This is a genomic window from Streptomyces sp. NPDC028711, from assembly GCF_055565415.1.
In genome coordinates this window covers 485,737-499,819 of record NZ_JBVHUJ010000004.1, presented here as the reverse complement: position 1 = coordinate 499,819, position 14,083 = coordinate 485,737, and the positions used below count along the sequence as shown (strand labels likewise).

The 14,083-nt window shown below is 71.6% G+C and carries 12 protein-coding genes; 8 read left to right on the top strand and 4 right to left on the bottom strand.

Going from position 1 to position 14,083, the window contains the following annotated elements:
- Positions 1 to 12 precede the first annotated feature (12 nt).
- Entirely contained in the window at positions 13 to 450 is a 438-nt protein-coding gene (locus tag ACZ4VK_RS16825; protein ID WP_468352869.1) for a hypothetical protein, read from the bottom strand.
- Between the two features lie 372 nt (positions 451 to 822).
- Between ACZ4VK_RS16825 and ACZ4VK_RS16820 the strand changes: the two genes are divergently transcribed.
- Both ACZ4VK_RS16820 and ACZ4VK_RS16815 read left to right on the top strand, forming a co-directional pair.
- Entirely contained in the window at positions 823 to 2,577 is a 1,755-nt protein-coding gene (locus tag ACZ4VK_RS16820; RefSeq protein ID WP_468352867.1) for an acetyl/propionyl/methylcrotonyl-CoA carboxylase subunit alpha, read from the top strand.
- 77 nt (positions 2,578 to 2,654) lie between these two features.
- Complete coding sequence (locus ACZ4VK_RS16815; protein WP_468352865.1) at positions 2,655 to 3,200, top strand: TetR/AcrR family transcriptional regulator; 546 nt, start codon at positions 2,655 to 2,657, stop codon at positions 3,198 to 3,200.
- 187 nt (positions 3,201 to 3,387) lie between these two features.
- On the opposite strand, the gene ACZ4VK_RS16810 is transcribed toward ACZ4VK_RS16815, so the two are convergent.
- Both ACZ4VK_RS16810 and ACZ4VK_RS16805 read right to left on the bottom strand, forming a co-directional pair.
- Positions 3,388 to 4,299 carry a DeoR/GlpR family DNA-binding transcription regulator gene (locus ACZ4VK_RS16810; RefSeq protein ID WP_468353297.1) on the bottom strand — a complete coding sequence of 304 codons (912 nt, stop codon included), beginning with the start codon at positions 4,297 to 4,299 and terminating at the stop codon, positions 3,388 to 3,390.
- Positions 4,300 to 4,536: 237 nt separating this feature from the next.
- Positions 4,537 to 5,976 carry an NAD(P)H-quinone dehydrogenase gene (locus ACZ4VK_RS16805; RefSeq protein ID WP_468352863.1) on the bottom strand — a complete coding sequence of 480 codons (1,440 nt, stop codon included), beginning with the start codon at positions 5,974 to 5,976 and terminating at the stop codon, positions 4,537 to 4,539.
- 242 nt (positions 5,977 to 6,218) lie between these two features.
- Between ACZ4VK_RS16805 and ACZ4VK_RS16800 the strand changes: the two genes are divergently transcribed.
- From ACZ4VK_RS16800 to ACZ4VK_RS16790, 3 genes are all read left to right on the top strand, one after another.
- Entirely contained in the window at positions 6,219 to 6,656 is a 438-nt protein-coding gene (locus ACZ4VK_RS16800; RefSeq protein WP_468352861.1) for a gamma-glutamylcyclotransferase family protein, read from the top strand.
- A gap of 190 nt (positions 6,657 to 6,846) precedes the next feature.
- Positions 6,847 to 7,650: a purine-nucleoside phosphorylase gene (locus ACZ4VK_RS16795; RefSeq protein ID WP_468352859.1), complete on the top strand. Its 804-nt coding sequence runs from the start codon at positions 6,847 to 6,849 to the stop codon at positions 7,648 to 7,650.
- Between the two features lie 283 nt (positions 7,651 to 7,933).
- A complete protein-coding gene (locus ACZ4VK_RS16790) occupies positions 7,934 to 9,586 on the top strand; it encodes a phospho-sugar mutase (protein WP_468352857.1) in 1,653 nt (550 codons plus the stop codon).
- Between the two features lie 192 nt (positions 9,587 to 9,778).
- Here the strand turns inward: ACZ4VK_RS16790 and ACZ4VK_RS16785 are convergent, their stop codons facing one another.
- On the bottom strand, positions 9,779 to 10,465 hold the full coding sequence (locus tag ACZ4VK_RS16785) for a PH domain-containing protein (protein ID WP_468352855.1): 687 nt from the start codon (positions 10,463 to 10,465) through the stop codon (positions 9,779 to 9,781).
- A 316-nt stretch (positions 10,466 to 10,781) separates the two neighbouring features.
- Between ACZ4VK_RS16785 and deoC the strand changes: the two genes are divergently transcribed.
- Genes deoC through ACZ4VK_RS16770 form a run of 3 tightly spaced genes read left to right on the top strand, consistent with a single transcriptional unit; the run spans position 10,782 to position 14,075 of the window.
- The gene (deoC, locus tag ACZ4VK_RS16780; RefSeq protein WP_468352854.1) at positions 10,782 to 11,741 is read left to right on the top strand and encodes a deoxyribose-phosphate aldolase; all 960 of its coding nucleotides are present in this window, start codon (positions 10,782 to 10,784) and stop codon (positions 11,739 to 11,741) included.
- A 5-nt stretch (positions 11,742 to 11,746) separates the two neighbouring features.
- A complete protein-coding gene (locus ACZ4VK_RS16775; protein WP_468352852.1) occupies positions 11,747 to 13,183 on the top strand; it encodes an aldehyde dehydrogenase family protein in 1,437 nt (478 codons plus the stop codon).
- Complete coding sequence (locus tag ACZ4VK_RS16770) at positions 13,176 to 14,075, top strand: aldehyde dehydrogenase family protein (RefSeq protein ID WP_468352850.1); 900 nt, start codon at positions 13,176 to 13,178, stop codon at positions 14,073 to 14,075. The genes ACZ4VK_RS16775 and ACZ4VK_RS16770 overlap by 8 nt, the downstream gene beginning before the upstream one ends.
- The last annotated feature ends 8 nt before the right edge of the window (positions 14,076 to 14,083 follow it).

Below are 14,083 nucleotides of genomic sequence, written 5' to 3'. Positions count from 1 at the left end.
CGCGGCGGCGGGTCACGCCGCCGCCGGGGCCTCCTCGCGGAGCTCTGCGGCCTTGTCGTCCCCCTCGCCGTACACCACGAGGGTGAGCACGATCAGGCCGAGGACCATCACCAGGAAGGTGAACGCCGGCCAACCGAGGAGTCCCACCGCCACCGCGGCGAGGACTCCGTGGACGACCGCGCAGCCGATGAGCAGGCCCCTGGCCGCCTTGCCGGGGCGGCGGTCGCGGATGCCCGCGAGGAGGGCCACGAGGCCGCAGAGGGCGAGGGCGATCCCGGAGCCGATGCCGAGCGCCCACGTACCGGTGTACATCGCGTCGGGGTCCATGCCGTCGAGGGACATCGACTGGACCTTCACGAACCGCGCCATGACGGCGTTGATCGCGACGATCCCGGGCGCTTCGAGGAACAGCACCGCCGCCGTCACGAGAGCTATGGGTCTGCGGGCCACCTCGGCCACCCCCTGGTTTCACGGTTACCGACAGTACGATCGACTGCGCGCAGGCTACTGGCCGGTAAACCCCTCGACAAGAGTGTGGCCACGATGGCCGGCGGGCGACGGCTCGGCAAAGAATCATGGGCCCGTTCGTAGGGACCCGACAAAGAAACCCGAATGGCGACTGGCCGCGCGAACAGAGACCTGCGCCACACCTCAGAGCTACTGTGCCGTAAAGGAACCCTGCGTACCGTGGTGCGACAAGGGAATTCACGACCCGAGCAGGCCCGGGGTCACGCTCCGTGTGGGCAAGCTCACCACTGGGGACGGGTCGAAAGGCCGTGTCGGCAGTCCCTAAACTCAGCTTGTTTCAAGGAGGGAGCCATCGTGCGCAAGGTGCTCATCGCCAACCGTGGCGAAATCGCTGTCCGTGTGGCCCGGGCGTGCCGGGACGCGGGTATCGGCAGCGTGGCCGTGTACGCCGAGCCGGACCGGGATGCCCTGCATGTCCGGGCGGCCGACGAGGCGTTCGCTCTGGGCGGTGACACTCCGGCGACCAGTTATCTGGACATGGCGAAGGTGTTGCAGGCGGCGAAGGACTCCGGAGCGGACGCGGTCCACCCGGGGTACGGCTTCCTGTCGGAGAACGCGGAGTTCGCGCAGGCCGTGCTCGACGCGGGTCTGACGTGGATCGGCCCGCCGCCGCAGGCGATCCGGGACCTGGGCGACAAGGTGGCGGCGCGTCACATCGCGCAGCGCGCCGGCGCCCCGCTGGTCGCCGGCACCCCCGACCCGGTGTCGGGCGCCGACGAGGTCGTGGCGTTCGCCGAGGAGCACGGTCTGCCGATCGCGATCAAGGCCGCGTTCGGTGGTGGCGGCCGTGGTCTGAAGGTCGCCCGCACGCTCGAAGAGGTCCCCGAGCTGTACGACTCCGCCGTCCGTGAGGCCGTCGCGGCCTTCGGCCGTGGCGAGTGCTTCGTGGAGCGCTACCTCGACAAGCCGCGCCACGTGGAGACGCAGTGCCTGGCCGACTCCCACGGCAACGTGGTCGTCGTCTCCACGCGTGACTGTTCGCTGCAGCGCCGTCACCAGAAGCTGGTCGAGGAGGCCCCGGCCCCCTTCCTGAGCGAGGCGCAGAACGCGGAGCTGTACGCGGCGTCGAAGGCGATCCTGAAGGAGGCCGGCTACGTCGGCGCCGGCACGGTCGAGTTCCTCGTCGGCACCGACGGCACCATCTCCTTCCTGGAGGTCAACACCCGTCTCCAGGTGGAGCACCCGGTCACCGAGGAGGTCACAGGACTCGACCTCGTCCGCGAGATGTTCCGCATCGCGGACGGCGAGGAGCTCGGTTACGGCGACCCCGAGGTGCGGGGTCACTCCTTCGAGTTCCGTATCAACGGCGAGGACCCGGGCCGCGGCTTCCTGCCCGCCCCCGGCACCGTCACCGTCTTCAACCCGCCGAGCGGCCCGGGTGTCCGCCTCGACGCGGGCGTGGAGTCCGGCAGCGTCATCGGTCCGGCGTGGGACTCGCTCCTGGCCAAGCTGATCGTCACCGGCGCCACCCGTGAGCAGGCCCTCCAGCGTGCCGCGCGCGCCCTGGCCGAGTTCAAGGTCGAGGGCATGGCCACCGCCATCCCCTTCCACCAGGCCGTCGTGGTCGACCCGGCGTTCACCGCGGACCCGTTCCGGGTCCACACGCGCTGGATCGAGACGGAGTTCGTCAACGAGATCAAGCCGTTCGCCCCTGCGGGCGCCGAGGCCGACGAGGACGAGGCCGGCCGCGAGACGATCGTGGTCGAGGTCGGCGGCAAGCGCCTCGAGGTCTCCCTGCCGTCCTCGCTCGGCATGACACTGGCCCGCACGGGTCTGGCCGCCGGTGCCAAGCCGAAGCGCCGCGCCGCGAAGAAGTCCGGCCCGGCCGCCTCCGGCGACACCCTCGCCTCCCCGATGCAGGGCACGATCGTGAAGATCGCGGTCGAGGAGGGCCAGGAGGTCAAGGAGGGCGACCTGATCGTCGTCCTCGAGGCCATGAAGATGGAGCAGCCGCTCAACGCGCACCGCTCCGGCACCGTCAAAGGCCTGACCGCCGAGGTCGGCGCGTCGGTCACCTCCGGTGCCGCGATCTGCGACATCAAGGACTGACGGTCGCACCGAGTACGGTACGAAGGGCCCGCAGGCAGCAGCCTGCGGGCCCTTCGCCGAGGGGAGGGCCTTCCACCATGCGAGCCGACGCACGCCGCAACCACGAGCGGCTGCTCGTCGAAGCCCGTGGCACGTTCGCCGAGCAGGGCGCCGACGCGTCCCTCGAGGAGATCGCGCGGCGCGCGGGCGTGGGGATCGGGACCCTCTACCGTCACTTCCCGTCCCGGGCCGAACTGCTGAACGCCGTCTTCCAGGAGGCTCTCACCGCGCTCGTCCGCCGGGCGGCGGAGCTGGCGGAGGCGGAGGAGCCGTGCCGGGCGCTCGTGGAGTGGCTGCGGGCCCTGATCGCGCACGCGGGCGAGTACCGGGGCCTCGCGCATGCGCTGATGTCGGCGTCGTACGACCGGAGTTCGGCGCTCGCCGGATGCAGCGAGCCGCTGCGCGCGGCGGGTGAGCGGCTGCTCGCACGCGCCAGGGAGTCGGGCCGGGTGCGCGCCGACGTGTCGATCGGCGATCTGATGCAGCTGACCAACGCGATCGCGCTGGCGGCGGAACAGTGCCCGGAGGACCCGGAACTGGCGGACCGCCTGCTGGCGCTGACGCTACGGGGCATCAAGGACTGACGTCGTCCTGTACGTACGCGGGGACGGGCGTCGTTCTGTCCCTGAAGGACCGGACCGGGAGTACGACCGAAGGGCAGCCGTCGCTCTGTGCGTCTCGGGCGTCATGGAAGTACGGCCCGAGGACAGCCGTCTTTCCGTGCGTTCCAGGCGGCCCGGGACCCCTGGGGGAAGGTCCCTCGGGCCTCTCTCAGCGGCGGCGCATGTCCGCGACGCGTGCGGTGCGCTCCAGTGTCTCGGCGGCCATCCCTCCGCCCGGTCCCCGGAACTGACCTGCCGCCATCCGTCCGCGCTGGACCGGGAGCGGCATGTCACGGCGGGGCCGGGCGCCCGGGGGGACCTGCTCACCGCCCGGGGGTCCGCCGGCGACGGCGATCTGCACGCCCTGGTCGGCGAGGGCCTGGAGCTCGGTGGCGGCCCGGTCGTCGTGGGCGGGCGGTTCGTCGGTCACCAGGCGGGTGATCACGTCCGTCGGCACCGTCTGGAACATGGTGTCGGAGCCCAGCTTGGTGTGGTCGGCGAGGACCACGACCTCCGCCGCCGCCTGGACGAGCGCCCGGTCCACGCTCGCGGAGAGCATGTTGGACGTGGACAGGCCGCGCTCGGCGGTCAGTCCGCTCCCGGAGAGGAAGGCGCGGGAGACCCGGAGGCCCTGGAGCGACTGCTCGGCCCCGCTGCCCACCAGGGCGTAGTTGGAGCCGCGCAGGGTGCCGCCGGTCATGACGACCTCGACCCGGTTGGCGTGGGCGAGGGCCTGGGCGACGAGCAGGGAGTTGGTGACCACGGTCAGACCGGGCACGCGGGCGAGCCGGCGGGCCAGCTCCTGCGTGGTCGTCCCGGCGCCGACGACGATGGCCTCGCCCTCTTCGACGAGGCTCGCGGCGACGTCGGCGATGGCCGTCTTCTCCGCGGTCGCGAGATGGGATTTCTGCGGGAAGCCGGATTCTCGCGTGAATCCGCCCGGCAACACCGCACCGCCGTGCCGGCGGTCGAGGAGTCCTTCTGCCTCAAGGGCCCGTACGTCTCTCCGTACGGTCACTTCCGAGGTCTGGACGACGCGGGCGAGCTCGCGGAGCGACACGGCCCCATTGGCTCGCACCATTTCGAGGATCAACTGGCGACGTTCTGCAGCGAACACGAAACTGACAGTAACGTGACCGGCCGATAGTTTTCAGCAGTATGCACCGAATTGCAGAAGATGCACACAGACGGGGCCTCCAAGTGGTATGGGAGGCCCCGTCGTTGATCCGCCGCAGGCCTGGGCTATGCCCTGGCTTGCCGGGGGTTGTCCGAGTCGGCGAACCGTTCCCGCAGGCGGGAGCGGGCGCCTCACGGAGAGTTACGCCTCGCCCGAGGTCTTCCGGGTGTGCAACTGCCGTGCCACTTCCGCGATCGAACCCGACAGGGAGGGGTACACGGTGAAAGCATTTGCGATCTGTTCGACCGTCAGATTGTTGTCGACCGCGATCGAGATCGGATGGATCAGCTCGCTCGCCTTCGGGGCGACGACACAGCCGCCGACCACGATCCCGGTGCCCGGACGGCAGAAGATCTTGACGAAGCCGTCCCGGATGCCCTGCATCTTCGCGCGGGGGTTGCGCAGCAGCGGCAGCTTGACGACCTTGGCGTCGATCTTGCCCGCGTCCACGTCGGCCTGGGTGTAGCCGACGGTGGCGATCTCGGGGTCGGTGAAGACGTTCGACGAGACCGTCTTCAGGTTGAGCGGGGCCACCGCGTCGCCGAGGAAGTGGTACATCGCGATGCGGCCCTGCATGGCGGCCACCGAGGCGAGCGCGAAGACACCCGTGACGTCACCGGCCGCGTACACGCCGGGGGCGCTCGTGCGGGAGACCTTGTCGGTCCAGATGTGACCGGAGTCCTTCAGCTTGACCCCGGCCTCCTCCAGACCCATCCCGGCCGAGTTCGGGATCGCGCCGACGGCCATCAGGCAGTGGGTGCCGGAGATGACCCGGCCGTCCGCGAGGGTGACCTCGACCCGGTCGCCGACCCGCTTGGCGGACTCGGCGCGGGAGCGGGCCATGACGTTCATGCCGCGGCGCCGGAAGACGTCCTCGAGGACGGCGGCGGCGTCCGGGTCCTCACCGGGGAGGACCCGGTCGCGGGAGGAGACGAGGGTGACCCGGGAGCCGAGCGCCTGGTAGGCGCCGGCGAACTCGGCGCCGGTGACGCCGGAGCCGACCACGATGAGCTCCTCGGGGAGCTCCTTGAGGTCGTAGACCTGGGTCCAGTTCAGGATGCGCTCGCCGTCCGGCTTGGCGTCGGGCACCTCGCGCGGGTGGCCGCCCGTCGCGATGAGCACGGCGTCCGCGGTCAGCGTCTCCTCCGTGCCGTCGGCGGCCGTGACGACCACCTGGCGGGAGCCGTCCATCGCCTGCCGGCCGGAGAGCCGGCCGCGGCCGCGGAGCACCCGGGCGCCGGCCCGGGTGACGGAGGCGGTGATGTCGTGCGACTGGGCGAGCGCGAGGCGCTTCACCCGTCGGTTGACCTTGCCGAGGTCCACGCCCACGACCCGGGCGGCCTGCTCCAGGTGCGGGGTGTCGTCCGCGACGATGATGCCGAGCTCCTCGTAGGAGGAGTCGAAGGTGGTCATCACCTCCGCCGTGGCGATGAGCGTCTTGGAGGGGACGCAGTCGGTCAGGACGGACGCGCCGCCGAGGCCGTCGGTGTCGACGACGGTCACCTCCGCGCCGAGTTGGGCGCCCACCAGGGCCGCCTCGTATCCGCCGGGTCCGCCGCCGATGATCACGATCCGGGTCACTGGGATCTACGCCTCGCGCTCTCGTTCTGCTGCCGGGGGGTCCCCCGCTGGGATGCAGTGCGTACGCCATTGTCCCGCACGCCTCAAGTGCGTACCCCATTCTCCCGCACGCCCGGCGCGGTCTCACGCCGGGGCCCGCCGAAGGGCGCCCCCGCGCCCGTCCGGCCTCCCGCCGGGCGTGGCCCGCGGCCGCCACCTCGGAGTTCGGCGGACACCCCGCCCGCTCCCGTACCCTCGGTGCCATGTCGCTCTACGCCGCTTTCGCCGGCAACCTCGACGCGCGGCTGATGAGCCGCCGCGCACCGCACTCCCCGCTGCGCGGCACCGGCTGGCTGAACGGCTGGCGGCTGACCTTCGGCGGCGAGCAGATGGGCTGGGAGGGGGCGCTGGCCACCATCGTGGAGGCCCCCCGCTCGCAGGTCTTCGTGGCGCTGTACGACATCGCGCCGATGGACGAGGAGTCCATGGACCGGTGGGAGGGCGTCGGCCTCGACATCTACCGCAGGATGCGGGTCCGGGTGCACACCCTGGACGGCGAGGAGGCCGCCTGGGTGTACGTGCTCAACGCGTACGAGGGCGGACTGCCCTCGGCCCGTTACCTGGGAGAGGTCGCCGACGCGGCCGAGTCGGCGGGCGCGCCGCACGACTACGTGATGGAGCTGCGCAAGCGGCCCTGCTGACGGTGTACGAACGCCCGACAGGTGGGGACGGGGGTGCGCGTGCTCTTTTCGTCGGAAACGACAAGACAACGATCGCATGTCCGTCGGCATCGTCATCTACGCGCGTAGGCAAACTCCGGCTACGCTTCTGCGCGTAGGAAATCAGTCCGGGGCCGCGCCTCGGACCCCCCTCCCCGAGGCGAGAGAGTCAGTGAACGCAACTGCCACCCCGTACGAGGCCGCCGAGGCCGCTGCCGCACGTCTTCGCGAGCTGACCGGAGTCGAGAACCACGACGTCGCCCTGGTCATGGGCTCGGGCTGGGCGCCCGCCGTCGACGCGCTCGGTGCCCCCGAGTCCGAGTTCCCGGTGACCGACCTCCCCGGCTTCCCGCCGCCCGCCGTCGAGGGCCACGGCGGCAAGATCCGCTCGTACAAGATCGGTGAGAAGCGCGCCCTCGTCTTCCTCGGCCGCACGCACTTCTACGAGGGCCGCGGCGTCGCGTCCGTCGCCCACGGCGTCCGCACCGCCGTCGCCGCCGGCTGCAGGACCGTCATCCTCACCAACGGCTGCGGCGGCCTGCGCGAGGGCATGCGCCCCGGCCAGCCGGTCCTCATCAGCGACCACCTCAACCTGACGGCCGCCTCGCCGATCGTCGGCGCGAACTTCGTGGACCTCACCGACCTGTACTCGCCGCGGCTCCGCGCGCTCTGCAAGGAGGTCGACGAGACCCTCGAAGAGGGCGTCTACGTGCAGTTCCCCGGCCCGCACTACGAGACCCCGGCCGAGATCAACATGGTCCGCGTCCTCGGCGGCGACCTCGTCGGCATGTCCACCGTCCTCGAGGCCATCGCCGCCCGCGAGGCCGGCGCGGAGGTCCTCGGCATCTCCCTGGTCACCAACCTGGCGGCGGGGCTCTCGGGCGAGCCGCTGAACCACGAGGAGGTCCTCCAGGCGGGCCGTGACTCGGCGGCGCGGATGGGCGAGCTGCTGACGCGGGTCCTCGACCGGATCTGACACGGCCGGGTCACCGCTGCGCGGAGCTTCCTCCCCACCCCTCCCCCTACGCCTGGCGGCGTGGGGGGACCCCCACTTCCCGAAACTGGGGCTCCGCCCCAGACCCCGCGCCTCACACGCCGGCGAGGCTGGATTTTCCGCCCGGCGTTTGAGGGCACGGCCGCAGGCCGTACGGGGTCTGGGGGCCTGCCCCCAGTTTCGGGAAGGGGCGGGGTGGGGAACGGCTCCGCGCAGCGGCCCACCCCACCCGCGCCCCCTCCCGCCCCACCCCGAAAGGCACACCGTGACCCAGGACGACCTCCTCACCCGGGCCCAGGCCTGGCTCGCCGAGGACCCCGACAGCGAGACCCGCGAGGAGCTCGCCGAGCTGATCAAGGCCGGTGACACCGCCGAGATCGCCGCCCGTTTCGCCGGCACCCTCCAGTTCGGCACCGCCGGACTCCGTGGTGAGCTGGGCGCCGGGCCGATGCGCATGAACCGGTCCGTCGTCATCCGGGCCGCCGCCGGTCTCGCCGCGTACCTGAAGGCGAAGGGCGAGGACGGCGGGCTCGTCGTCATCGGCTACGACGCCCGCTACAAGTCCGCCGACTTCGCCCGCGACACCGCCGCCGTGATGACCGGCGCCGGGCTCCGCGCCGCGCTGCTCCCCCGCCCGCTGCCGACGCCCGTCCTCGCGTACGCCATAAGGCATCTGGGCGCCGTCGCGGGCGTCGAGGTCACCGCGAGCCACAACCCTCCCCGTGACAACGGCTACAAGGTCTACCTGGGCGACGGCTCGCAGATCGTGCCGCCCGCCGACGCGGAGATCGCCGCCGAGATCGACGCGATCCGCTCGCTGGACGACGTACCGCGTCCGGAGACCGGCTGGGAGACCCTCGGCGACGAGGTCCTCGACGCCTATCTGGAGCGTACGGACGCCGTCCTGACCCCCGGGTCCCCGCGGACCGCCCGGACCGTCTACACGGCCATGCACGGCGTCGGCAAGGACGTCCTGACGGCCGCGTTCGCCCGCGCCGGCTTCCCGCCGCCGGCGCTCGTCGCCGCGCAGGCCGAGCCGGACCCGGCCTTCCCGACGGTCGCCTTCCCCAACCCGGAGGAGCCGGGGGCCATGGACCTGGCCTTCGAGGCGGCCCGTGCCGTCGACCCCGACCTGGTCATCGCCAACGACCCGGACGCCGACCGCTGCGCGGTGGCCGTCCCCGACCCGACGGTCGTCGGGGGCTGGCGGATGCTCCGGGGCGACGAGGTCGGCGCGCTGCTCGCCGCGCACCTCGTGCACAAGGGCGCCACGGGCGTCTTCGCCGAGTCGATCGTGTCGTCCTCGCTGCTCGGCCGGATCGCCGAGGCGGCGGGCGTCGGCTACGAGGAGACCCTGACCGGCTTCAAGTGGATCGCCCGCGTCGAGGGCCTGCGGTACGGGTACGAGGAGGCGCTGGGCTACTGCGTCGACCCCGAGGGCGTCCGCGACAAGGACGGCATCACGGCGGCGCTGCTCGTCACCGAGCTGGCCTCGGTGCTCAGGGAGCAGGGCCGGACGCTGACCGACCTGCTCGACGACCTGGCGGTGGAGCACGGGCTGCACGCCACGGACCAGCTGTCGGTGCGGGTCGAGGACCTGACGGTCATCGCGAACGCCATGACGGCGCTGCGCGAGCGGCCGCCGGTCTCGCTGGCCGGTCTGACGGTCGTCTCGGCGGAGGACCTGACGAAGGGCACGGAGTCGCTGCCCCCGACGGACGGGCTGCGCTACCACCTGGAGGGCACGTACAAGGCCCGGGTGATCGTCCGCCCCAGCGGCACGGAGCCCAAGCTCAAGTGCTACCTGGAGGTCGTGGTGCCGGTCGCCTCGGCGGTCGACCTCGCGCCCGCGCGGGCGAAGGCCGCGGAAGTACTGGTCGCGATCAAGCGGGACCTGTCGGCGGCCGCGGGGCTCTGACGCCCGGCCGCGACCGCGAAGGGCCGGTACGGAGTCCACTCCGTACCGGCCCTTCGTCCGTCCGGGTGAACCTGTGCGGCGGGTTCGCCGGCCGCGGCGGATCAGCCCGACGGTGCGGATCAGGCCGACCGTACGCATTCCACGTCCGTACGGATCAGCCCACGTCCGTACGGATCAGCCCGACGCCACGGATCAGCCCGTCGCCATCAGAATCACAAGCAGCAGCAGTCCGGCCACGGCGGGCCCGACGATCTCGTACGCCCAGCGCACGCGCACCGCGCCCTGCGCCCCCGGGGCGGTGGAGCGCTGCTCGGCGAGCTCGCGCAGGTCGGCGACGGTCTGGTCGCTGGGCGCGGTCCGGGAGGCGCTGTCCCGTACGTCGGCGGAGACCGAGGTGCGGCCGTGCGGGTCGTCCTGGGAGGCGCGGGCGGCACGGCGGGCCGCCCTCTTGCGCTGGCGCAGCGAGACGGGGACGGCCCACAGCTGGTACTTGGTGCCGTCCTGGGTGAGGACCTCGCTCGAGTAGCCGGCGCGGACGTCGGCGACCGTCGCCCAGGGCAGCGTGATCGACCGGAACGGGTTGCGGATCCGGAGCCGGTCGTCGTTGGCGTACACGGCGGGCCGGATGGTGAAGGCGACGATCAGCGGGACGGCGAGGATCAGACCCGCGAGCGCGATCCAGGGTGAGCGGCCCTCGCCGCGCAGCAGCACGTCACCGGCGAACACGCACGCGAGGAGCAGCAGGAACACCCCGCTCGCGATTCCCAGCGGCGACCGGAAGACACGGTCGGGGGACGTCTGCTTCGCGGACGGCTGCTCGGGGGTCGACTCGCGGCTCGGCTCGTGGCTGGGCTCGGGGGTCGGCTCGGGGGTCGTCATGGCGCCGATTCTGCCTCAGCGGCCCGGTGGGGGCTCAGGCGGCCCGCACGGCCGTGAGATCCGCGTACGGAATGATGTCGTCGGGGTACAGAAGGATGTCGTCGGGCTTCTCGTCGCCGATCCGGACGCTTGGGCGGGGGACCGATCCGCTCCGTGGCACAGCCACGTGACAGAGGTCACCCCGGATCCCCCGGGTGTGGCCATCTCCGGTTCCCCCGCCGCCGGGACGCCTTCGCCGCGCGCCTTCCCGCACCCCTGAGCCGACCCGTTCCCCTGTACAGGTCGCTACGCGCGTAGATATGCTCGACTGGTGACCATGCCCACCACTGCACCCGCAGCTCTCGCATTCGCCGACGTGACCGCGTCCGACAGTGCGCTGCGCCGTTTCCTCCACGGGCTGCCCGGCGTCGACGCCGTCGGCCTGGAGGCGCGCGCCGCGTCCCTCGGCACCCGCTCGATCAAGACCACGTCCAAGGCGTACGCCATCGACCTGGCCATCTCCATGATCGACCTGACGACGCTCGAAGGCGCGGACACCCCGGGCAAGGTCCGGGCGCTCGCCGCCAAGGCCGTCCGTCCCGATCCGACCGACCGCTCGACCCCGACGACCGCCGCCGTCTGCGTCTATCCCGACATGGTGGCCACCGCCAAGGCCGCCACCGCGGGCTCGGGCGTCAAGGTCGCCTCGGTCGCCACCGCCTTCCCGGCCGGCCGCGCCGCCCTCCCGGTGAAGCTCGCCGACACGGCGGACGCCATCGCCGCCGGCGCCGACGAGATCGACATGGTCATCGACCGGGGCGCCTTCCTCTCCGGCCGCTACCTGGAGGTCTTCGAGCAGATCGCCGCGATCAAGGCGGAGTGCGGCGACCGCGCCCGCCTCAAGGTGATCTTCGAGACGGGCGAGCTGTCCACGTACGACAACATCCGCCGCGCCTCCTGGCTCGGCATGATGGCCGGCGCGGACTTCATCAAGACCTCGACCGGCAAGGTCGCGGTCAACGCCACCCCGGCGAACACGCTCCTCATGCTGGAGGCCGTGCGCGACTTCCGCGCCCAGACCGGTGTGCAGATCGGTGTGAAGCCGGCCGGCGGCATCCGCAACACCAAGGAAGCGATCAAGTTCCTGGTCCTCGTCAACGAGACCGTGGGCGAGGACTGGCTGGACAACCACTGGTTCCGCTTCGGCGCCTCCAGCCTGCTCAACGACCTGCTGATGCAGCGCCAGAAGCTGGCGACCGGCCGTTACTCCGGCCCCGATTACGTGACGGTGGACTGATCAACATGGCATCTGCATTCGAGTACGCACCGGCGCCGGAGTCCCGGTCCGTCGTCGACATCGCCCCCTCCTACGGCCTGTTCATCGACGGCGAGTTCGTCGAGGCGGCCGACGGGAAGGTCTTCAAGACCGTCTCGCCGTCCACCGAGGAGGTCCTCGCCGAGGTCGCCCGGGCGGGCGCCGAGGACGTCGACCGCGCGGTGAAGGCCGCCCGCAAGGCCTTCGAGAAGTGGTCGGCGCTGCCCGGCTCCGAGCGCGCCAAGTACCTGTTCCGCATCGCCCGGATCATCCAGGAGCGCAGCCGCGAGCTGGCCGTCCTGGAGACCCTGGACAACGGCAAGCCGATCAGGGAGACCCGCGACGCGGACCTCCCCCTGGTCGCCGCGCACTTCTTCTACTACGCGGGCTGGGCCGACAAGCTCGACCACGCCGGCTACGGCGCGAACCCGCGTCCGCTGGGCGTCGCCGGCCAGGTCATCCCGTGGAACTTCCCGCTGCTCATGCTGGCGTGGAAGATCGCCCCGGCGCTCGCGACCGGCAACACGGTCGTCCTGAAGCCGGCCGAGACGACCCCGCTCTCCGCCCTGTTCTTCGCGGACATCTGCCGTCAGGCGGGGCTGCCGAAGGGCGTCGTCAACATCCTTCCCGGTTACGGGGACACCGGCGCCGCGCTCGTCGAGCACCCGGACGTGAACAAGGTCGCGTTCACCGGCTCGACCGCCGTCGGCAAGGCCATCGCGCGGTCCGTCGCCGGTACCGACAAGAAGGTCACGCTCGAGCTGGGCGGCAAGGGCGCGAACATCGTCTTCGACGACGCCCCGATCGACCAGGCCGTCGAGGGCATCGTCACCGGCATCTTCTTCAACCAGGGCCAGGTCTGCTGCGCGGGCTCGCGCCTCCTTGTCCAGGAGTCGATCCAGGACGAGCTGCTCGACTCGCTCAAGCGCCGCCTGAGCACCCTCCGCCTCGGTGACCCGCTGGACAAGAACACCGACATCGGTGCCATCAACTCCTCGGAGCAGCTGGCCCGTATCACCACGCTGGTGGAGCAGGGCGAGGCGGAGGGCGCCGAGCGCTGGACCGCCGACTGCGAGATCCCGGCGGCCGGTTACTGGTTCGCCCCGACGCTCTTCACGAACGTCACGCAGGCGCACACCGTCGCCCGCGACGAGATCTTCGGCCCGGTCCTGTCGGTGCTGACCTTCCGTACGCCCGACGAGGCGGTCGCTAAGGCCAACAACAGCCAGTACGGCCTCTCCGCCGGCATCTGGACGGAGAAGGGCTCCCGCATCCTCGCGGTCGCCGGCAAGCTCCGCGCGGGTGTCGTCTGGGCCAACACGTTCAACAAGTTCGACCCGACCTCGCCCTTCGGCGGCTACAAGGAGTCGGGTTTCGGCCGCGAGGGCGGCCGTCACGGTCTGGAGGCCTACCTCGATGTCTGAGAAGTCCGAGCAGCGTCTGAGCGTCTTCAAGACCTACAAGCTGTACGTCGGGGGCAAGTTCCCCCGCTCCGAGAGCGGCCGGGTGTACGAAGTGCAGGACAGCAAGGGCAAGTGGCTGGCCAACGCCCCCCTCTCCTCCCGCAAGGACGCCCGTGACGCGGTCGTCGCGGCCCGCAAGGCGTTCGGCGGCTGGGCGGGCGCGACCGCGTACAACCGCGGCCAGATCCTCTACCGCGTCGCCGAGATGCTGGAGGGCCGCAAGGGCCAGTTCGTGCACGAGGTCGCGCACGCGGAGGGCCTGTCCAAGAACAAGGCGGCCGAGGTCGTCGAGGCGGCCATCGACCGCTGGGTCTGGTACGCGGGCTGGACGGACAAGATCTCGCAGGTCGTGGGCGGTGCCAACCCGGTCGCGGGCCCGTACTTCAACCTGTCGACGCCCGAGCCGACCGGAGTCGTCACGGTCGTGGCCCCGCAGGACTCGTCCTTCCTCGGCCTGGTCTCGGTGATCGCCCCGGTGATCGCGACGGGCAACACGGCCGTCGTGATCGCGAGCGAGAAGGCCCCGCTGCCGGCGCTCTCCCTGGGCGAGGTGCTCGCCACCTCCGACCTGCCGGGCGGCGTCGTGAACATCCTCTCCGGCAAGGCCGCGGAGATGGGCCCGCACCTGGCGGCCCACCAGGACGTCAACGCGATCGACCTGACGGGCGCGACCGAGGGCGACCTCGCCCGTGACCTGGAGATCGCGGCCGCGGACAACCTGAAGCGCGTCCTGCGCCCGCGTACGGAGGACTTCACCGAGTCCCCGGCCCTGGACCGCATGACCGCCTTCCTGGAGACGAAGACGGTCTGGCACCCGACGGGTTCGCTGGGCGCGAGCGGCTCCTCGTACTGATGCCGTAT